We start from the raw sequence: 19,803 nt of genomic DNA on the forward strand, positions 1-19,803 counted from the left end.
TCGAGCATGATCTGTGAGCATGGATCACAGCTCCGGATTACCCCCGCTCGACACTCTGCGTGCCTTCGAGGCGGCGGCCCGCTCGGGAAGCTTCTCGGCGGCGGCCGAGACGCTCAACCTGACCCATGGCGCGATCAGTCGGCAGGTGGCCAAGCTCGAGCATTGGCTCGGCACCCGGCTCTTCGCCCGGCAGGCGCGCGGCGTCGCGCTGACGCCAGAGGGCCAGCGACTGATGCAGCGCACGCAGGAGGCCTTCGCGCTGATCGCGGACACATCGGATCGCTGGACCGAGCCGCGCGGTGCCGCGGTCGTGCGCTTCAGCGCGATTCCTTCAGTGTGCAGCCTGTGGCTGATGCCCCGCATGAAATGGCTCGAGAGCGGCGATCCCGATCTGCGCATCGTGCTTCAGGTCGACCATCGCCGGGTCGATCTGGAGAGTGAGGGCATCGACCTCGCCATTCGCTGTGGACGCGGCGGGGCGCCGGGGCGGGTCTCGGTCCAGCTTTTCGAGGAATGGTGTTTTCCAATCGCTTCGCCGGAGCTTGTGCGGAGCATCGGTGCCGGCAAGGCCGCGCGGCTGCTCGACCAGCCGCTGATCCATGATTCCGATGCATCCGGCTGGCGGGCCTGGTTTGCGGCGCAGGGGCTGGATTACCGACCCCGTCCGCAGGATCGACGTTTCGAGGATTACAATCTCGTGCTCGATGCCGCCGCCTGCGGGCTGGGTGTGGCGCTTGCCCGTCCACCGCTGGCGCAGGCGCAGATCGAGGTAGGGCGCGTGGTGGCTGTTGATCCACGCACTGCGCTCAATCCGGTTTCCTACTGGCTCGACCGTCCGATCGGGCAGCCACGCCCCGCAGCCGCTGCACTGGCGACGCGGATCGCGCAAGAAGCGGGCTTGTCTGCGGCACGGCTGACTGCCTTCTTGAAAACGGARGCAAAGGCAGCTTAGCGCGCCCGGCGTGACGCATCTGTATGCTGCGAAGGCGGTCGCGGGCATCCCAACGATGGGCCATTCCGCGGAAGGGGCGAGATCCGGTCTCGACCCATGCCTGCTTCGGCAGATCTACCCCTTGATGCGGGATCGAATCCGAACTCGGTTCAGTTGGCGATCTTGCGATCGACCAATTGGTAGAAGTCATCCTTGGCGGGATCCGCAGCCAGTTCCGTGGCCAATGGGTCGGAAGGGACGCGCAGGCCGCCCAGATTGACATGAAATGCGCGGGCGAACCTCTCATCTGAAAAACAGATCCGGATCGCCCCGTTGTCGCGCGGCACCGAGACGGCACGATAGGGAATTTCCCACTGGCTGAGCCACGCATCCATGGCATGGAGCCTGGACAGGAAATCGTCGCCCTCAACAGCGATCAGCACTTGATGTGCCCATGATCGCGTGCGTTCGCTTCCTCTACGTTCCATCGCAATGCTCCGGATCGTTCTCTCACGACAGCAGTTGGGAGCTTTTCAGCCGTGAGTTGTGTTGGATAGTAGGATATTGAGATAGGAGCAATGCAAAAAGAGCAAGTTGCTATTTGAACTGGGCGCATTTCCGCCGCGATGTCGTAAGGGAAAACCGCGACGTCGACTGAGAGCGCATAGGCGGATCGGCTCGCAGCAAGCCTCTCCGCCCTCGGTGATCACCTCGCGCTATGGCGTGGTATTCCGACTTCGCCGCGCTGCGACGCCCGCGCCATTTCGAAGCTATCGGCGATCCGGCGTGCCCGTATGATGAAGGCCTGGGCGATGGCAGGCGGACAGAGTTCCTGCGCTGTCGCCTCGAAAAGTTCGAGCCAGCGGTCGAAATGCCTGCCTTCCAGCGGCAGGATCAGGTGCGGTCGCATCGGCCGGCCGCCATAACGACCGGTGCGCAGCATCACGCTGCTCCAGAACTCGCTGATCTTGCCGATATKGTCATCCCAATCATCGACGGCGGCCTCGAATACCGGTCCGATCACGTCGTCCAGCCGCGCCCGACTGTAGAATGTGCGGACGAGCAGGCCGATTGTCGCCTCGTCGAGGTCGGGATGGGCGGTGGCCGGATCGGCAAGCGGATTGTCGGTCATTGTCTTCCTGCGGTCCAGCCGCCGCTGCGCGTCAGGATGTGCTGGCGGCTTGCGGCGAGATCTATGCGGCGTGGTCGATTGTTCAAGCTCACCTGCCATGCCTCGTCACTTGCCATGTCCAATCACCGGCCATGCCTGGACACTGGCCTCGGCTGCGGATCTCCGAGACAGGGTCTGCGCGGGCCGGGCGAGGTGATCGTCTTCCAGCAACTGCCGCATCTCCTCGGCAAGGGCAAAGAACCTGTCGCGGACTGCCCTGGCATGTGGATTGGCGCGCTCGATCGCCATGAAGACGTTCGGCGCATCATGCCGGACCATATCGGTCGCCTGCATCAGGAGATCGAAGCTGGCCGTCGTCATGCGGTGCGGCAGCGGCTCCATCCGCACCAGGATCTTGGCAATCAGATGTGTCAGGCCCTGAACCATGGCTGTTTCGCGGTCATGTGCGTCGGGCGTGGTCATGATCACCCTCAATCCGAGCACCTTGCGCAGGAAGGCGGCGACGCGCGGACCGCTGTGCCCGCGGACCGGGCACAGCGCAATCTTCAGTCCCTTGATGCCGTGACGTGCGCTTTGCGGACCAAACAGCGGGTGAGTGCCGAGAATGTCGACGTCTTCCGGCAGGTCGGCCTGCATGGCGCGCGCCGGGCCAATCTTGACCGAACCGACATCCAGCACCAGCGCGCCCGCCCGCAGATGCGGCCGAAGGGCCGCAATCGCGGTCTGGATCCGATCGACCGGCACGGCGAGGATCACGACATCGCAGGCGCCGACTGTCTTCACATTCGATGGAACGAGGCCCTTGCCCGCTCTGTCGGCATCGGGCGGCCGCTCGGGATCGCAGACGAAGAGCGGAAAATGTGGCTGGAGATGACGAGCCATGAGTCGGCCGAACGCGCCAAAGCCCATGATGCCGATAGACGAGACGGTTTTGCGGGAGGAGTGCATCGCGTTTTTCCTAATGGAGGCCGCGATGCCGGGTGACTGCCTGAATTCAACCGCCAGCGCGGCGGTTGAACATGGGAATGCCACCGCCTTATGAGGACGGGGCGTAATAGTTCCGCGCGAGGAGGCAGGACATGGTCATGGCGCGCTTAAACCGCGGGCCGGTCGGCCTGTCAACTCAGAGCCTGGGGGAATAGTCGGTCAGCACCATCAGGCGATCCTCGATGGCGCCGACGAGGTCGCCATGCTCGATCGCGGTGACGCGTTTGATCTCGGTCCATTCGGGATCGGCCATGAAGCTCGCCCAGCGCGCTGCCTTGGTCTCGGCGTCGGGCCAGGCAAGGATATAGGCGAATTCCGTTCGCGTTGCGCTCCGGGTTTCCCACATCCCCACGATCTCGAAGCCGTGGCGCGCCATGATGCGCGCCGCGTGGTCGCGGAAGCGCGCATGGAAAGCCGCCTTGTTGCGTTCGAAGATCTCGTAGATGCGCAACTGGTGGAGCATCGCGTCGCCTCAGGCTGCGGCCTTGGCCTTTTCGGTTTCCATCAACTCCACGAAGCGGGCGAAGAGATAATGGCTGTCCTGCGGCCCGGGGGAGGCTTCTGGATGGTGCTGGACGCTGAAGGCCGGCCGATCGTCGAGGGCGATGCCGCAGTTCGAGCCGTCGAAGAGCGAGACATGCGTCTCCTTCGCATTGGCCGGAAGCGTCGTGGGGTCGACGGCAAAGCCGTGGTTCATCGAGACGATCTCGACCTTGCCGGTGGTCTTGTCCTGCACTGGATGGTTGGCGCCGTGGTGCCCCTGCTTCATCTTCATGGTTTGCCCGCCAATGGCGAGCGCGAGCATCTGGTGGCCGAGGCAGATGCCGAAAGTCGGAATCTTCCGGTCGAGAAGTTCGCGAATGACCGGCACGGCATATTCGCCGGTCGCGGCGGGGTCGCCAGGGCCGTTGGAGAGGAAAACACCGTCGGGGCTCAGCGCCAGGATGTCGGCGGCGCTGGTTGTCGAAGGCACTACGGTCACCTCGCAGCCGGCCTTTGCGAGCAGGCGCAGGATGTTGCGCTTCACGCCATAATCGATTGCGACGACCCTGTGTGCCGCGCTCTCGCGCTTGCCGTATCCGGCGGGCCATTGCCACGGCGTCTCGCTCCAGTCGTAACGCTGGGCGGCGGTGACCAGCGGCACGAGATCGAGCCCGGCCATGTCGGGCAGGGCGGCGGCCTGCTGCTTGAGACGGGGAAGATCGAAGATGCCGTCGGGATTATGGGCGAGGATCGCGTTCGGCATGCCGTTGTCGCGGATCAAGGCGGTCAGGGCGCGTGTATCGACGCCGGCGATGCCGACGATGTTGCGAGCCTTCAGCCAGGCGTCGAGATGCCGCGTGGCGCGCCAGTTCGAGGGTTCGGTGATGTCGGCATGGATCACGATGCCGCGCACGCCTGAGGACGCCGCGGCGTTCACCGTCTCGGTGTCCTCGTCGTTGACGCCGACATTGCCGATATGGGGGAAGGTGAAGGTGATGATCTGCCCGGCATAGGACGGGTCGGTCAGGATTTCCTGATAACCGGTCATCGCCGTGTTGAAGCAGACCTCGCCCGGCGCTTCAGCGAYGGCGCCGAGGCCGAAGCCTTCCAGCACGGTGCCGTTGGCCAGCACGAGGAGAGCGGTCGCGCGCGGTTCTGTCCAGCCGCCGGTGGCGGGGTTTCCTTCGGGAGCGGTCATGTCTATGTCTCGTCCAGGCCGCGACGAGGCGGCAATGTGTGGGGCGGGGCAGCGGCTTCGCGCTCCGCCGATCTGGAACGCGAGCCTTAAAGACGCCGGTCCACGTCGTCAATCGAGGCCTGCGCCGGCCTGATACAAGAAAAGGGAATGACGAACATGACGAGCCTGCGTGAGCGCTTCACCAGCGAGCTGAAAGAAGCGATGAAGGCCGGCGAGAAGGGCAAGGTCGGCGCGATCCGCCTGATCCAGGCCGCCTTGAAGGACAAGGACATCGAGGCGCGCGGCGCCGGCAAGGGCGAGGCCTCTCCCGACGAAATCCTCGCTCTGCTGCAGAAGATGATCAAGCAGCGCCAGGAATCGATCGCGATCTACGACGCCAATGGCCGTCCGGAGCTTGCTGCCGGCGAACGTGCCGAGGTCGACGTCATCTCCGCCTATCTGCCGAAGCAGATGGATGAGGACGAGGTGAAGGCGGCGATTGCGGCTGCAGTGACCGAGAGCGGCGCGGCCTCGGTCAAGGACATGGGCAAGGTCATTGCGACCCTGCGCGCGAATTACGCGGGCCAGATGGACTTCGCCAAGGCGAGCGGTCTGGTGAAGGCTGCGCTCGGCGGTTGATCGCAAGCGAGTGCCGGGGGCGCCGGTGCTGTGGATAGAGCCGATAAGCCGGTCCGCTTGCGGATCGGCGATTGGCTTCCTGTGCGCCAGGCCCCACATAGGAAGCCATGAAGTTCCCCCCATCCGTCCTTGAGGAGATCAAGGCGCGGCTGCCGGTTTCGGCGGTCGTGGGCAAACGCGTGCGCCTCGCCAAGGCCGGGCGGGAATGGAAGGGGCTTTCGCCCTTCAATGCCGAGAAGACACCGTCCTTCTTCGTCAATGACCAGAAGGGCTCCTTCTTCGATTTCTCCTCCGGCAAGAACGGCGACATCTTCAAGTTCGTGATGGAGACCGAAGGGCTCTCCTTCCCTGAAGCGGTCGAGAAGCTGGCCTCCCAGGCCGGCGTGATCCTGCCGACCGTGACGCATGAGGCGCAGGTCCAGGAGGAGAGGCGCAAGGGGCTCCACGAGGTCGTGGAGCTTGCGGCGTGCTTCTTCGAAGCCGAGTTGGCCGCCGAGCGTGGCGTCGCGGCGCGGCGCTATCTGTCGGGCCGCGGCCTCGACGGAGAGCCGAGGAGGCAGTTTCGCATCGGCTACGCGCCGCCAGATCGCTTCGCGCTGCGCGACCATCTGGCGGGCAAGGGGGTCGATGCCGCCTTGATGATGGAGGCCGGGCTGCTGATCCATGGCGATGAGATCGCCGTGCCCTATGATCGCTTCCGCGACCGGATCATGTTCCCGATCCACGATGCGCGCGGGCGGGTCATCGCCTTCGGCGGCCGGGCGATGAGTGCCGAGGTTTCCGCCAAATATCTGAATTCGCCGGAGACACCCCTCTTTCACAAGGGGCGGCTGCTGTTCAACCACCACAATGCCCGCAAGGCTGCTCATGATGTCGGGCAGGTCATCGTGGTCGAAGGCTATGTCGACGTCATCGCCATGACGATGGCGGGCTTCCCGCAGGTCGTTGCCCCGCTTGGCACGGCGTTGACCGAGGACCAGATCGGCCTGCTCTGGCGCATGGCCGACGAGCCTGTGATTTGCCTGGACGGCGACAAGGCCGGGCGCAAGGCCGCGAGCCGTGCGATCGATATCGGCTTGCCGCTGCTCGAGCCCGGGAAGTCGCTCGCCTTCGCCCTGTTGCCGGACGGGCAGGACCCGGATGACCTGGCACGCTCCGGCGGCAAGGTCGCGATCGCCGAGGTGCTCAAGGCGGCGCGGCCGCTGGTCGACATGCTCTGGAACCGCGAGGTCGAAGCCGGGTCGCTCGATACGCCCGAGCGCCGGGCGGCCTTCGAACGTCGGCTGAAGGAGGCGCTCGGACATATCCGCGACGAGGTGACGCGGCGCCATTATCGCATCGAGATGGAAGAGCGGCTGTCTCAGCTCTTCACCAGTGCTGCTCCTGCCCGCGCCGAAAGGAATTTCGGTGGAGGCGGGCAGCAACGGGGGCGGGGCGGCGCCGGCAATCGCGGGCAGGGCGGTGGTGGCGGCGGTGCGAACCGCCAGGCCGTGCCGCTGAGGGCAAGCTCGCAGCTTTCGCGCTCGCGCATCGTGTCGCAAGGGCGCGGCGAGGATAAGCGCGAGGCCTTTATCCTGCTGGCGTTGGCGAGCCATTCCGGATTGATCCTGCGTTGCGCCGATGAATTGTCGGAGCTTTCGCTCGACGGCATGGCGGCCGAGCGTTTCAGGCAGGTGCTGCTCGATGCCGCCTTCGGCGACGGGCTGGATCAGGATGCCCTGGCGAATCGGCTCGACCAGCCAAGGGTCCAGGAAGCCAGGGCTGCGCTGATGGCCGTCACAGGTCCGGCCGAGCGGCTGAAACTCGCCCAAGCGGCTGATCCGGAATCAGTTTTTGAATCGATTCGTCAGGCAATCGTCTTGCATCATCGGGCGCGAACGTTACATAGCGAGTTGAAGGCAGCCGAGCGCGCACTGGCTGACGAAGCGACTGAAGCAAATTTCGCCTGGATCAAAGACGTCAAGGCCCGGCTCGAGAACCTCGAGGGCACCGAGGCCATGGCAGGTGATTGATCGGAACATAGCTTTCGCTGTCGTCGTCACTGTCGCACGGGGCATGGGTGGTTCACGATTCCTAAGGAGGATCGGGTCCATCTGGTCGAGATGATTTGGGTGGGGTGAGCGCGCCGGACCAGCGGCCGCGCCGCCCTTTTATGCGTCGACATGGGGCACTTCGCGCCTCCTGCCACGCGAGAGTGCGGAGCGCTGATTGATGGCGACTAAAGCGAGCGAACGGGAAAAGACCGATCAGGTCGCACCGGAAGCCCCCCCGACCACTGATGGGCCGCTGCTGGATCTGRCGGATCAGGCCGTACGCCGGATGATCAAGCTCGCCAAGAAGCGCGGCTATGTCACCTATGACGAACTGAACGAAGTCCTGCCTTCCGAGGAATTCTCCTCGGAGCAGATCGAGGACGTGCTTGGCCAGCTCAGCGAGCAGGGCATCAACGTCGTCGACAACGAAGATCCCGAGGCCGCCGGCGAGGAACGCGCCCAGCGCGGCAAGGACGGCGGCGGCGACGACGAAGAAGGCGAGGGCGATCTCGTCGAGACCTCCCGTTCGGCGCTGCCGGTCGAGGTCAAGCGCAATCTCGAGCCGACCGAGCGCACGGACGATCCGGTCCGCATGTATCTGCGCGAGATGGGCTCGGTCGAGCTCCTGTCGCGCGAAGGCGAAATCGCGATCGCCAAGCGCATCGAGGCCGGCCGCGAGGCGATGATCGCCGGGCTCTGCGAAAGCCCGCTGACCTTCCAGGCCATCATTATCTGGCGGGACGAACTCGTCGACGGCAAGGTTCTGCTGCGCGACATCATCGATCTCGWAGCCACTTATGCCGGTCCCGACGGCAAGAATCCGGTGCAGTTGCCGGGTGAAGAGGGCGAAGAAGGCGAAGGCCAGCCGGCAGGCGGCGCCCCGGCCTTCGGTGGCGAGGGTGGCGAACCGCCGCCCGAGATGGATGACGACGACATCGAGAACAACGTTTCACTTTCGGCAATGGAAGCCGAGCTGAAGCCGCGCGTGCTCGAGACCTTCGATTCGATCGCAGACAACTACAAGAAGCTGCGGCGTCTGCAGGACCAGGATATCGCCAACCGGCTGGAGAACACCAAGCTCTCGCCGTCGCAGGATCGCAAGTACAAGAAGCTCAAGGACGACATCATCACCGCGGTGAAGTCGCTCTCGCTCAACAACAACCGCATCGAAGCGCTTGTCGAGCAGCTCTACGACATCAACAAGCGCCTGATCTCGCATGAGACGCGCCTGCTCCGCCTGGCCGAAACCTATGGCGTCGCGCGCGACGATTTCCTCAAGCAGCATGTCGGCGGCGAGCTCGACCCCAAATGGGTCCTGCGCGTCTCCAAGCTCGGTTCGCGCGGCTGGCGCGAATTCGTCGGGTCCGAGAAGGACCGGATCAAGGAGCTGCGCGAGGACATCCACACGCTTGCCTCCGAGACCGGCCTGGAGATCCAGGAATTCCGCAAGATCGTGCTGATGGTCCAGAAGGGCGAGCGCGAAGCCCGGCAGGCGAAGAAGGAGATGATCGAGGCCAATCTGCGTCTCGTGATCTCGATCGCCAAGAAGTACACGAATCGCGGCCTGCAATTCCTCGACCTGATCCAGGAGGGGAATATCGGCCTGATGAAGGCGGTCGACAAATTCGAGTATCGTCGCGGCTACAAGTTCTCGACCTACGCGACGTGGTGGATCCGGCAGGCGATCACACGCTCGATCGCCGATCAGGCCCGCACCATCCGCATCCCGGTGCACATGATCGAGACGATCAACAAGATCGTCCGGACCTCGCGCCAGATGCTGCACGAGATCGGCCGCGAGCCGACGCCTGAGGAGCTGGCCGAGAAGCTCGCCATGCCGCTCGAAAAGGTGCGCAAGGTGCTGAAGATCGCCAAGGAGCCGATCTCGCTGGAAACGCCGATCGGCGACGAGGAAGATTCGCATCTCGGCGACTTCATCGAAGACAAGAACGCGATCCTGCCGATCGACGCGGCGATCCAGTCGAATCTGCGCGAGACGACGACGCGGGTGCTGGCCTCGCTCACGCCGCGCGAGGAGCGTGTGCTGCGCATGCGCTTCGGCATCGGCATGAACACCGACCACACTCTCGAAGAGGTCGGCCAGCAGTTCTCGGTGACGCGCGAGCGTATCCGTCAGATCGAAGCCAAGGCGCTGCGCAAGCTCAAGCACCCGAGCCGGTCGCGGAAGCTGCGCAGCTTCCTCGACAACTGAACTCAGCACTCGGGATCAGGGAAGGGCGGCGCGAGCCGCCCTTTCCTTTTGAGGGGGACCTTCAGCCTTGGCTGGGCGTGGCGACGACAAGTGCCACTAGCCGTCGCACGAGGGGCAGCACGACAAGCAAAGTCGGGAAGGCGACCAGCCAGGACAGGGCCCAGGAGGCGGGCCAAGTCTGCAGCGCGGTCATGGAAGGACCGAGCGCCTTCAATGTCGAGATGCCTGAGACGATGAAGGTCATTACGATCGACAGGATGAAGGGCATGACGATGCCGGCATATCGTGCCGGCAGCTTGCAGCGCGGGCGTGAGACGTCAGTCGGAGACATGGAGAACGAGCTCTCAGGACAGGCGGTGTCGCTTGGGGAGGCGCTTTCGGCATCCATCGGCGCAACGCCGCGGTGGATGCGTTGCCTGACGTGAGACGCTTACGACCACTCCCTGGAGCGATGCGGCCTTCTAACCGCTGCCTGGCCTCCTGCCAAGCACCACATTCCCCTTCCGATTCAGCGGCCGGCGAAGATGTCGGGCCTTGGCAGCGGCTCCCATGAGTTGCCTGCCGAAATCAGGCAGCTCATGCCTTCGGGCGTGGTGGCAAAAACGGTCCAGCTACCGGCCGGGCCCGTAAAGAGCTCAAGCATATAGCCGCCCTCGGCGAGGCCGTTGCCGACAAGGTGTTCGCCGTAAATGTCGCGCAGATGTCCGACGACTTCGCTTCGCGCTGCGCAAGGCGGCCCTCGCGGCGCCTGTGCTTGCGCAGTACCCGCGTAACTCACTGTGGCGAGTGCGAGCAGCAGGGACGACAGCGTCCTGATCCGTCTCATGGCCACCTCCCTATTCAGAGGCGCCGCGAGAGATGAACCTGGCGTCAAGGGGCACGACGGTCGCCCTGAACCCTTAAAACGTGGGATCCAGGTTGCCTGCTTTCAAGAAACGCCGAAAGTCGATGGGGGGATCACTGAACGGTGAGGTCAAGGTCCGGCCCTTCACCATGCGGTGGTCAGGTCCTGCCGGCGAGCTTGAGGAGCAGCCGATAACTCTCGGCCGCGCCCGCGTTGCCGGCGCCTGTGTCGATCTGCTGGAAGCCGATGAAGGCTGCGTATTCGAGACGAGCGAGAGCGAGCGCATTCTTGTCATCGAAGCGTCCGGAGGCCCGGTGCAGCCCGGCGAGATAGGCGATGCGTTCACGGTCCACCTCGATGCAAACGCGCCTCACGGCGGTGTCGTTGGCGGCAAGCCGGCGCATGCCTTGCTCGACGCGGCTGTCGAGGCGCAGCGCCATCTGGTCGAGGACGGAGAGTCTGGCGTCCGGATGTTCGCCGGTATCGGCGGCTTCGACGAGCCGGCGGGTGTAAGCCTCGCGCCAATGCTCCGCGAGTGCGCTGAGATAGGCCTCGCTCGTCACGAAATGCGCGTAGAATGAGCCCTTGGTCTTGCCGCCGCGCCGGCAGAGCGCTTCGATGGTCACGCCGGCAGGGCCGGCTTCAGCAAGCGCCTCGAGGCCGAGGTCGAGCCAATCCTTCTGCGAGAAACGGCGGGCGGCTGCCTTCACCACCACAACCCCAGTGCGCCGCAGGCGGTCATGGGAATGAACAGGGCCCATTGCGGGAAATGAGTGGGTCTCAGCCGGAAGCGCCGGATCATGGCCAGGCTCCAGAGGGCGAAGAGTCCAGCGCACCCTGTCGCAAACGCCCCAAGGTCGCGGCTGCCTGCGTGCCAGGCAACGAGGCCGAAAGCGAGCGCGAGCCCCGCCAGCACGATCGTGACCAGGTGCCAGCAATAGTAATTGGTGAATTTGGGCACCTTGCCCAACCCGCCGGAGGCTAGGAGCGGCTGGGCAACTTCGCGCCCACCGAGCCAGACATGGATCACGCAGGTCAAGACTGCGATCGCTGCAGCGCCCAGGAACCAACCATTCATCCGAGTGCACTCGATGTTCGTTTAATACCATACAGTATGGTATTAAACGTTATGTGTGGCAAGGAGGCCAGGGGACGCGTGCGATGGCGAGTTGTACAATCGCTGAGGAGCGCCCGCGTCGCTCAATATATGTGAAGATGCACGAGGCTGGCTCCCTCTCGGGCTGTTTCTGCCCTATACAGATCGAGATCGCGATGGAGGCCCCATGTCATTCCTGAAATCCCTGTTCGGCCTTGGTGAGAAGGCCGAGAAACCGGCCCCTGGACCGCTCAAGACCTTGGAGCACAGAGGCTTCACGATTCACGCCACGCCTTACCAGGAGGGCGGGCAGTATCAGCTTTGCGGCGTCATCGAGAAGGATGTCGGTGGTGACCTGAAGACGCATCGCTTCGTGCGGGCGGATCGTTTCCCTGGTGTGGCGGAGGCCGCCGACTTTACCTTGCTGAAGGGGCAGCAGCTCATCGATGAGCAGGGTGAAGCCATTTTCAAATAGAATTTCCACTGTCCCGAGGATTATCGTTCCTTACTTTGCGACATTCTTGCTTTTTATCTGACTTTTTTCTTGTGTCATTTCGTATAGATTTGAGATTATGTGTTGTAATCTGCCGTAATAGACTTTCAAATTTGGATATTTTGGTCTCTTTAGTTCCGTATGTCGGGTTTTCTCCATCCCAATTGATCGGGGGCTTAATATTTTATTGGCATCTCCGTGCTGTCATCGCTCAGTGACCACAGAATGAGGCGACACGGAATTCTCGATGCATCGAGCAGCTGCCGACCCAGAAGCTCTTGATCACGCCTCGCAAACGCAGCGGGCGCCGTGATATCCGGGCTTGCGACTTTCGCCGGGAGCGACGTGGATCTCGCGCCCCTTGTTGCTGCAATGCCGCTGCTAGGCTCTCGCGCTGAGGATAACGCCTGGCTTGCGAGCGTTCTCGATCAGCTTCCCGCTGCCGTCTATGTCACGGATGCCGATGGGCGCCTGACCTACTTCAATCGCGCTGCTGCCGAGTTTGCCGGCCGCGAACCGCGCATTGGCGCGGATTTCTGGTGCATTTCCCACCGCTTGCTGACCAAGGACGGTGAGCATCTGCCGCATGATCAGTGCCCGATGGCGATTGCGCTGCGCGAGGGCCGGCCCATCCGGGGCGTCGAGGCGCAGGCCGAGCGGCCTGATGGGAGCTGCATCCCTTTCATGCCATTTCCGACGCCGCTCTTCGATGCCAGCGGCAGGCTCGTCGGGGGCTTCAATCTGCTGGTCGACATCAGCGAGCGAAAGTATGCCGAGAAGAAGATCGCCCATCTATCCCGCAACGATGCCCTGACGGGGCTCCCGAACCGTTTCGCCCTTCGCTCGTATCTGGCCGAGCGCATGGAACGCGCGAAGCATGAAGGCGAGAGCTTCCTTGTGATGCGGATCGATCCCGACCGCTTCAAGTGTTTCAACGAGGAGTATGGCCAGGTAACTGGGGACAGCCTCCTGATCGAACTCGCCAGGCGTCTGGGATCGATCGAGGGCAGCTTCGCGGCGCGAATCGGCAGCGACGAATTCGTCCTGGTGTCGCGACACTCCCCGGGTGGAGAGCATGGTCTCTTGCAGGCCGAACAGGTGCGCTTTGCCCTGGAAGCGGATTTCATCAATGGAAGGGCCCGTCACGCGGTGAGCGTCAGCATGGGCTGCGCCCGCTTCCCCGAGGACAGCGACAGCGAAACCGGATTGCTCGACGCCGCCAATGCGGCCTTGCGTCTCGCCAAGACCGAAGGGCGCAGCCGCGTCCGGATGTTTGACTTTGCCGAGCAGGAGCGCGAGCGCGAACGTCTCGACCTGCGCGCTCATCTGCGCCAGGCCATCGAGACCGGGGCGATCCTGTTGCATTATCAGCCGCAGTTCCGGGCGGATGGCAGCGTCGTCGGGTTCGAGGCATTGGCACGCTGGCGCCATCCTTCACGTGGCGTCGTCTCACCCTCGTTGTTTATCCCAGCAGCGGAAGAGGGCGGCCTTATCGCCGCGCTTGGGGCTCACGTCCTTCGCGCGGCCTGCCGCGAAGCGGTGCGCTGGAAAGAGCCCCTCAGGATCTCCGTCAACATCTCGCCGCTCGAATTCGCGGCTGACGCGCTGCCCGGCCTCGTGGAGGAGGTGCTGAGGGAGACCGGCCTCGATCCGGAGCGGCTGGAACTCGAGATCACCGAAGGGGTGATGGTCACCGATGCCGACCGCGCCATGGCAACCCTGTCGCGCCTGCGCGCACTTGGGGTGCGGATCGCGCTCGATGATTTCGGCACCGGCTATTCGTCGCTGTCCTATCTTCATCGCTTTCCTCTGACGACGCTGAAGATCGACCGCAGCTTCGTCGCAACGCTCGGCGTCACGCTCGAAGCCGTTGCGATCACCCGCGCCATCATCCAGCTTGGGCATGCCCTGGGCATCGAGGTGGTGGCGGAAGGCGTCGAAACACCCGAACAGCTCGACTTCCTGATCTGCGAGGGTTGCGACTCAACGCAGGGTTATCTGCTCGGCCGGCCACTGGATGCCGCGGCCTATGCCCCGTTGACTGGCGGCGCCTGAGCGGCATCGCCTGCTTATCCGGGGGCGGCTATCGCCGTACGGCCCGCTGTTCGTGCGTGCCGGCCGCCTGCCGCAGTTCCGCAAACAAGGCTTCTCCGGACCAGTGCGGGCGCGTGGTGCTCCTCTCGGCCGCCTGCACCAATGCATGCAGCCGCTCGTTCGCTGGCGCGCGTGTTCCATGCTGCTCGGCCAGGCGCAGCACCTCGCCATTGATCCAGTCGATCTCGGTCGGGCGGCCAGCTGCAAGATCATCCGCCATCGAGGAGCGCGCGACCGGGGCGATCGTCAGCATCTTGCTCGCCAGCCTTGCAAATACCCAGTCAGGCGCATCGAGCAGCCGCGGAAGCCAGCTGGCGGGCAATGGCGTCAGCCGGGCCGGACGAATGCCTGAGCGTTCCAGCAGTGCGAGGGCCTCCGCTTGGGCCGGCGCAAGGCAGCGCCGGTAGGCGCGTTGCGACAGTTCTTCCTTCAGCGGGACGTTGGCGAGTGCGTTGATCGCGTTGTTGAGATTGAACAGCAGTTTTGCCCATTGAACCGGCACGATGTCCGGGTACTGGCTGAGCGGCAGCCCGGCGGCTGTGAAGGCTGCGAGATAGGGATCAAGCTCCGCATGCGCCTTGACCGCAAGCGCGCCTTGCGACGCCTGATGGAAGGTGCCTGGCCCCGACATCACCACATTGAACGGGACCATGCCCTCCAGCACAGTTCGGCCTGGCAAGGCGTTACGCAGACGGTCGGCATGGCCCAGGCCGTTCTGGAAGCTGATGACGATGGTCTTGGGGCCGAGAATCGTTGCGAGTTCGGCAGCGGCAGCACGTGTCGCAGCCGACTTCACGGTCACCAATACCAGCCCAACTGCCTTTGCAGCCCCGGCAACGGTCGAGAAGTCGATGGTCGATGGCGGGAGCTGCCAGCGTCCACCCTGGTAATGCGACAGTGCAAGGCCATGCCGGCGAATCTCGGAGGCGATGCGCTCACGGCCGACGAAGCTGACATCGGCGCCAGCCGCGAGCAGCCGGCCGCCGATATAACAGCCGACCGAACCGGCGCCGTAGATGCAGATTCCCGCCATCGGGAAAGGATGCCCAACGCCTCCATCCGCAGCAAGCCGGACGCCCGCGCGTTTCGCTCCTATTTCTCCGGGAGGAGGAAGGTCAGCGTGGCACGAACGCCCCAGCGCGGCCCTTCGGTCGGTCTGACCGCATAGTACTGGAAGCCTAGTCCGGCGCTCATCGCCTGATTGCCGAGCTTGAATACCTGGCCGACGCCGACATTGATCGGAACCGTCCATTGCCGGGCGATCCAGTCGTAACTTGCTTCCGTATTGAGGGAGAGGCTGAGGCCCTGGCCGAGGCTGTAAGACAGGAAGGGCTGCAGGAACGTCGCGCTGACATCCTTGCGTCCTTCGGGGCCGGCATAGGACCAGATATGATTGGCCAGCCCGCCGACCGTCCATGCTCCGTCCTGAACCAGCATCAGGGCGGTCGGCCCCGCTCCCCATTTGCCCGAGCCGAAGCGGTCACTTGTTGCCGTCGGCCACATGAAGGCCGGCCCGATACCCCAGACGAAGCCGTTCTTCGGGGTYTTCGGCGTGAAGAAGAAGCTCTGGGTGGTGTCGCCGAGGCCCACGCCATCGGCCGGGCCGTAACTTTCACGGTGTATGACGGGCAGGATTGTTCTGACGATCAGGTTCCAGTCCTGGTTCAGMGACACCGGGATGACCGGCTGGATGTTGCTGGTCGACGAAAAGCCATCCCGATCAGGCCCGCCACGGAACTGGAAATTGCTTTGAATCGGTACGCTGATCATGCTCGCGACCGGGTTCTGCAGCTGTTTCGAGAGCTCCTCGGCATCCTGCTCGCTTGCAGTGGCGATCGCGATCGGCGCGCTCGCTGCCATCAGGGCGAGCAAAAGTCCCCGGTTCATCGTCAGTTCTCCGGGGTAGGCCAGGCCAGCGAATCGGAAAGTGTGCGTGGCTATCCTAGAGACGCTGCGGCAACCGCTGCCAAGCCTGCACGTTTGCCCGATAGTTTCCGTGCACCGGAATTGCGCGCCGCCGATGCTATTCGGCATCTGATCTTTGGGCATGAGCAGACGAGGGGCGACTGCAGGTGCGCCGGTTGGCTCTCCTGGCAAGGGATGTCCTCGCGACGAATACCGAGGCAGGGTGGCCGATGACGCTTTCCCTTCGCGCTGCGGCGCTCTAGCCTCTGCCCCCGGGGCAGTGCTCTTGTGAAAGGCAGCGAGTGATGAAGAAGGGGTCCGATCTCCTGGTAGCGGCGCTCGAGAATGAGGGCGTCGACTGCATCTTCGGTGTGCCGGGCGAGGAAAATCTCGATGTCGTCGAGTCCCTCCGCAATTCCGGTATCAAGCTCGTCCTGACGCGGCATGAGCAGGCTGCGGCCTTCATGGCGGCGACGCATGGTCGGCTGACGGGCCGACCGGGGGTCTGCATCGCGACGCTCGGACCGGGTGCCCTGAACTTTTCGACCGGCGCGGCCTATGCCCATCTCGGTGCCATGCCGATGATCATGATCACCGGCCAGAAGGCGATCATGACCGCCAAGCAGGCGCGTTTCCAGATCGTCGATGTCGTCGCCTCGATGAAGCCGCTGACCAAGATGACACGGCAGATCGTCAGCGCCGCCAGCATCCCGGCTGCTGTGCGCGACGCCTTCCGCGTCGCGATGGAAGAACGGCCGGGGCCGGTGCATCTCGAGTTGCCCGAGGATGTCGCTGCCGAGGAGATCGACGACATCCCCGTCATCCCGGTTCATCCGCTCGAGCGGCCGGTTGCGCAGACCGCGGCGCTCGACCGCGCGGCCGAGATGATCCTGGCGGCAAAGAGGCCGCTGGTCATGATCGGTGCTGCCGGCAACCGGCCGCGTCTCGTCGAGGCACTCTCGGCCTTTGTGCGGCGTACAAGGCTGCCCTTCTTCAACACCCAGATGGGCAAGGGCGCCGTCACCGGCGGCTCGAACCTCTATATGGGGACCGCTGCCCTCTCCGAACGAGACTATGTCCATGAGGCCGTGAACCGGGCCGACCTGATCATCTCGATCGGTCACGACACGGTCGAGAAGCCGCCCTTCCTGATGCAGAGCGCTGGCGGTCCGAAGGTGATCCATATCGGCTATCAATCCGCCAATGTGGAGCAGGTCTACCACCCCGACGCCGAGGTGATCGGCGATATCGGCGCGACCGTGACGCAGCTTGCCGAACGGCTCGGCGGCAAGCTTGAACCCGATGTGTCGCTGCTCGATCTGCGCCAAAGGATCCTGGCGCGGATCAATGACCGTGCCGATGAGGACCGCTTTCCGATCACGCCCCAGCGCATCGTCCATGACGTACGCCAGGTGATGCCGGAGGATGGCATCGTCTGCCTCGACAACGGCATGTACAAGATCTGGTTCGCCCGAAACTACCGCACCCATGTCGCCAATACGCTGCTGCTCGACAATGCGCTCGCAACGATGGGGGCAGGGCTGCCCTCCGCGATGATGGCGGCGATGCTGTATCCCGAACGCCGCGTCATGGCCGTCTGCGGCGATGGCGGCTTCATGATGAACTCGCAGGAGATGGAAACCGCCGTCCGGCTCGGCCTCAATCTCGTCGTCGTCATCCTCAACGACAATGCCTATGGCATGATCCGCTGGAAGCAGGCGGTCGATAATTTCCCGGATTTCGGCCTGACCTTCGGCAATCCGGATTTCGTCCGGTATGCCGAAGCCTATGGTGCCAAGGGGTCTCGCGTCGCCGCAGCGGAGGATCTTGCTCCAACGCTGGAAGCCGCATTCGCGGGTGGCGGTGTTCATCTCGTCGAGGTGCCGATCGACTATTCCGAGAACACGCGCGTTCTGGTGGACGAGTTGCGCAACCGTACGCCCGATATCGAGCTGGCCTGACGGGAGAGGGACGATGCTGCAGGTTGTTCAAGCCTTTGACCGCGCTCCTATCGCCGAAATCGAGACCGATGACGCTGCTGCGCTCGAAGCCAAGCTGCAGTCGGCCGAACGTGTGTTCCGGGATCGGGATGGCTGGCTGAAGCCCTATGAGCGCATCGCCATTCTACGGCGACTGGCCGGTCTCATGGAGGCCCGACGCGATCATTTTGCCATGCAGATCGCGCGCGAGGGTGGCAAGCCGCTGCCGGACGCCATCGTCGAAACCACCCGCGCAATCGACGGCGTGCACAATGCCGCCGACGAGCTGCGGAATTTTGCCGGGCGCGAGATTCCGCTGGGCCTCTCGGCGGCGGGAGCGGGCCGCTGGGCCTTCACCACCAAGGAGCCGATCGGGATCGTCGCCRCGATCTCGGCCTTCAACCATCCGCTGAACCTGATCGTGCATCAGGTCGCTCCGGCGATCGCCGTCGGCTGTCCGGTGATCATCAAGCCGGCCGGCCCGACGCCGCTTTCCTGCCGCGACTTCGTGGCTCTCGTTCACGAAGCCGGCTTGCCGGAGGCCTGGTGCCAGAGCTTCATTCCTGAGAGCAATGCGCTTGCCGAGAAATTGGCGATAGACCGGCGCATCGGTTTCCTGAGCTTCATCGGCTCGGCGAAGGTCGGCTGGTATCTGCACAGCAAGCTTGCCCATGGCGCACGCTCGGCGCTGGAGCATGGCGGAGCGGCACCTGCGATCGTCGATCGCAGCGCCGATCTCGACCGTATCATCGAGCCGATCGTCAAGGGCGGCTACTATCATGCAGGGCAGGTCTGCGTGTCGACGCAGCGCATCTTCGTGCATGAGGACATCGCTGCGGCATTCACCGAACGCTTGATCGCGCGGGTTGCGAAGCTGCGTGTCGGGGATCCGACGCTTGCCGATACCGAAGTCGGGCCGCTGATCCATCCCCGCGAGGCCGACCGGATCGCCTCGTGGGTCGAGGAGGCCGTGAGCGGTGGGGCGAAGCTCGCAGTCGGCGGCGGCCGCATCTCGGAAACGACCCTGCAACCGAGCGTGCTGCTTGACCCGTCCACTGAGGCAAAGGTCTCGCGCGAAGAGGTCTTCGGGCCTGTGACCTGCGTCTATCGCTACCGGCGGCTCGATGACGCGATCGCACAGGCGAATTCGCTCCCGGTCGCGTTCCAGGCCAGCGTCTTCGCGCAGGATATCGATGTCGCGATGCGGGCTGCCGACCGCCTCGATGCTTCCGCGGTGATGATCAACGACCCGACCGCCTTCCGGACCGACTGGATGCCTTTCGCGGGCCGGCGCGAGTCCGGCTACGGCATTGGCGGCATTCCCTTCACCATGCGTGAGATGGCGCAGGAGAAGATGATCATGATGCGGCGTCCGTAGCCTGGTCCGCGGGCGAACCGAGGTCTCGCGGGCCGAGGGATAGGCACCCCGCGCGCCGTCTGCCTTTTGGATGCCAGAACTGCCGCGTCGTGCTGCGGACGCCGTGCCCCACTGCGGCCGGAGCGCTTGCCGCGTGGGTTCGCGGTGCCTAATCATCGCCGCGTCATAAGAGAGCCGTTCTGCGAAATCGGCCGGCGAGGAAACATGTCTCTCCAGCACGAGCGCTACGCGCCTGATTCCTCCTATGCCTGGCTGCGGCTGGCGATGGCGCTGCTCGTCGGCACCGTCGCCTGCGTCGGCACCTGGTCGGTGGTCGTCGTGCTTCCCTMCGTTCAGGCTGAGTTCGGCACGGCGCGGGCGGGCGCTTCGCTGCCCTACACCGCCGTCATGCTCGGTTTCGGCGTCGGCAATATCCTGATG

The 19,803-nt window shown here is 64.0% G+C and carries 19 protein-coding genes and 1 pseudogene; 9 read left to right on the forward strand and 11 right to left on the reverse strand.

Annotated features, from left to right (window positions below; genetic code table 11):
• Positions 1 to 19 precede the first annotated feature (19 nt).
• On the forward strand, positions 20 to 952 hold the full coding sequence (locus AC1DRP_RS11695) for a LysR family transcriptional regulator (RefSeq protein ID WP_441489399.1): 933 nt from the start codon (positions 20 to 22) through the stop codon (positions 950 to 952).
• Positions 953 to 1,101: 149 nt separating this feature from the next.
• On the opposite strand, the gene AC1DRP_RS11700 is transcribed toward AC1DRP_RS11695, so the two are convergent.
• The 5 genes from AC1DRP_RS11700 to carA form a co-directional block, all read right to left on the reverse strand.
• Positions 1,102 to 1,374, reverse strand: a complete 273-nt coding sequence (locus tag AC1DRP_RS11700) for a hypothetical protein (protein ID WP_476768562.1) — start codon at positions 1,372 to 1,374, stop codon at positions 1,102 to 1,104.
• A gap of 263 nt (positions 1,375 to 1,637) precedes the next feature.
• Positions 1,638 to 2,063 carry a group III truncated hemoglobin gene (locus AC1DRP_RS11705; protein ID WP_476768563.1) on the reverse strand — a complete coding sequence of 142 codons (426 nt, stop codon included), beginning with the start codon at positions 2,061 to 2,063 and terminating at the stop codon, positions 1,638 to 1,640.
• 105 nt (positions 2,064 to 2,168) lie between these two features.
• Positions 2,169 to 3,011 carry a prephenate dehydrogenase/arogenate dehydrogenase family protein gene (locus AC1DRP_RS11710; RefSeq protein WP_441505274.1) on the reverse strand — a complete coding sequence of 281 codons (843 nt, stop codon included), beginning with the start codon at positions 3,009 to 3,011 and terminating at the stop codon, positions 2,169 to 2,171.
• 175 nt (positions 3,012 to 3,186) lie between these two features.
• A complete protein-coding gene (locus tag AC1DRP_RS11715) occupies positions 3,187 to 3,513 on the reverse strand; it encodes an NIPSNAP family protein (protein ID WP_476768564.1) in 327 nt (108 codons plus the stop codon).
• 9 nt (positions 3,514 to 3,522) lie between these two features.
• Complete coding sequence (gene carA / locus AC1DRP_RS11720) at positions 3,523 to 4,731, reverse strand: glutamine-hydrolyzing carbamoyl-phosphate synthase small subunit (RefSeq protein WP_476768565.1); 1,209 nt, start codon at positions 4,729 to 4,731, stop codon at positions 3,523 to 3,525.
• 147 nt (positions 4,732 to 4,878) lie between these two features.
• Between carA and AC1DRP_RS11725 the strand changes: the two genes are divergently transcribed.
• The 3 genes from AC1DRP_RS11725 (at position 4,879) to rpoD (ending at position 9,594) form a co-directional block, all read left to right on the forward strand.
• The gene (locus AC1DRP_RS11725) at positions 4,879 to 5,349 is read left to right on the forward strand and encodes a GatB/YqeY domain-containing protein (protein WP_441505277.1); all 471 of its coding nucleotides are present in this window, start codon (positions 4,879 to 4,881) and stop codon (positions 5,347 to 5,349) included.
• A gap of 107 nt (positions 5,350 to 5,456) precedes the next feature.
• On the forward strand, positions 5,457 to 7,361 hold the full coding sequence (gene dnaG, locus AC1DRP_RS11730; RefSeq protein ID WP_441489392.1) for a DNA primase: 1,905 nt from the start codon (positions 5,457 to 5,459) through the stop codon (positions 7,359 to 7,361).
• A gap of 199 nt (positions 7,362 to 7,560) precedes the next feature.
• Positions 7,561 to 9,594 (forward strand): RNA polymerase sigma factor RpoD, encoded by a 2,034-nt coding sequence (gene rpoD / locus AC1DRP_RS11735; protein ID WP_476768566.1) that lies wholly within the window; start codon positions 7,561 to 7,563, stop codon positions 9,592 to 9,594.
• A 61-nt stretch (positions 9,595 to 9,655) separates the two neighbouring features.
• On the opposite strand, the gene AC1DRP_RS11740 is transcribed toward rpoD, so the two are convergent.
• From AC1DRP_RS11740 to AC1DRP_RS11755, 4 genes are all read right to left on the reverse strand, one after another.
• On the reverse strand, positions 9,656 to 9,925 hold the full coding sequence (locus tag AC1DRP_RS11740; protein ID WP_476768567.1) for a DUF2798 domain-containing protein: 270 nt from the start codon (positions 9,923 to 9,925) through the stop codon (positions 9,656 to 9,658).
• A 177-nt stretch (positions 9,926 to 10,102) separates the two neighbouring features.
• Positions 10,103 to 10,420, reverse strand: coding sequence for a hypothetical protein (locus AC1DRP_RS11745; RefSeq protein WP_441505279.1), 318 nt, complete (start codon positions 10,418 to 10,420; stop codon positions 10,103 to 10,105).
• A gap of 176 nt (positions 10,421 to 10,596) precedes the next feature.
• A complete protein-coding gene (locus AC1DRP_RS11750; RefSeq protein WP_441505280.1) occupies positions 10,597 to 11,148 on the reverse strand; it encodes a TetR/AcrR family transcriptional regulator in 552 nt (183 codons plus the stop codon).
• On the reverse strand, positions 11,145 to 11,516 hold the full coding sequence (locus tag AC1DRP_RS11755) for a hypothetical protein (RefSeq protein WP_441505281.1): 372 nt from the start codon (positions 11,514 to 11,516) through the stop codon (positions 11,145 to 11,147). The genes AC1DRP_RS11750 and AC1DRP_RS11755 overlap by 4 nt, the downstream gene beginning before the upstream one ends.
• Positions 11,517 to 11,721: 205 nt before the next feature.
• Between AC1DRP_RS11755 and AC1DRP_RS11760 the strand changes: the two genes are divergently transcribed.
• Together AC1DRP_RS11760 and AC1DRP_RS11765 are read left to right on the forward strand one after the other, a co-directional pair.
• The gene (locus AC1DRP_RS11760; RefSeq protein WP_069879743.1) at positions 11,722 to 12,009 is read left to right on the forward strand and encodes an HlyU family transcriptional regulator; all 288 of its coding nucleotides are present in this window, start codon (positions 11,722 to 11,724) and stop codon (positions 12,007 to 12,009) included.
• A 363-nt stretch (positions 12,010 to 12,372) separates the two neighbouring features.
• A complete protein-coding gene (locus tag AC1DRP_RS11765) occupies positions 12,373 to 14,082 on the forward strand; it encodes a putative bifunctional diguanylate cyclase/phosphodiesterase (RefSeq protein ID WP_441505282.1) in 1,710 nt (569 codons plus the stop codon).
• A 28-nt stretch (positions 14,083 to 14,110) separates the two neighbouring features.
• Here AC1DRP_RS11765 and AC1DRP_RS11770 read toward each other — a convergent pair whose 3' ends face one another.
• Complete coding sequence (locus AC1DRP_RS11770; RefSeq protein WP_476768568.1) at positions 14,111 to 15,154, reverse strand: 2-dehydropantoate 2-reductase; 1,044 nt, start codon at positions 15,152 to 15,154, stop codon at positions 14,111 to 14,113.
• Positions 15,155 to 15,213: 59 nt separating this feature from the next.
• On the reverse strand, positions 15,214 to 16,008 hold the full coding sequence (locus AC1DRP_RS11775; protein ID WP_441505284.1) for a hypothetical protein: 795 nt from the start codon (positions 16,006 to 16,008) through the stop codon (positions 15,214 to 15,216).
• Between the two features lie 323 nt (positions 16,009 to 16,331).
• On the opposite strand from AC1DRP_RS11775, the gene AC1DRP_RS11780 reads away from it, so the two are divergent.
• The 3 genes and pseudogenes from AC1DRP_RS11780 to AC1DRP_RS11790 all read left to right on the forward strand — a co-directional run.
• Positions 16,332 to 17,987 carry an acetolactate synthase large subunit gene (locus AC1DRP_RS11780; RefSeq protein ID WP_441505285.1) on the forward strand — a complete coding sequence of 552 codons (1,656 nt, stop codon included), beginning with the start codon at positions 16,332 to 16,334 and terminating at the stop codon, positions 17,985 to 17,987.
• A complete protein-coding gene (locus AC1DRP_RS11785) occupies positions 17,890 to 19,383 on the forward strand; it encodes an aldehyde dehydrogenase family protein (protein ID WP_476768569.1) in 1,494 nt (497 codons plus the stop codon). Before AC1DRP_RS11780 ends, AC1DRP_RS11785 begins: the two co-directional genes overlap by 98 nt.
• Before the next feature lie 204 nt (positions 19,384 to 19,587).
• Positions 19,588 to 19,803: pseudogene (locus AC1DRP_RS11790) on the forward strand (MFS transporter); the annotation flags it as partial.

The organism is Allobosea sp. 01N443, from assembly GCF_056399325.1.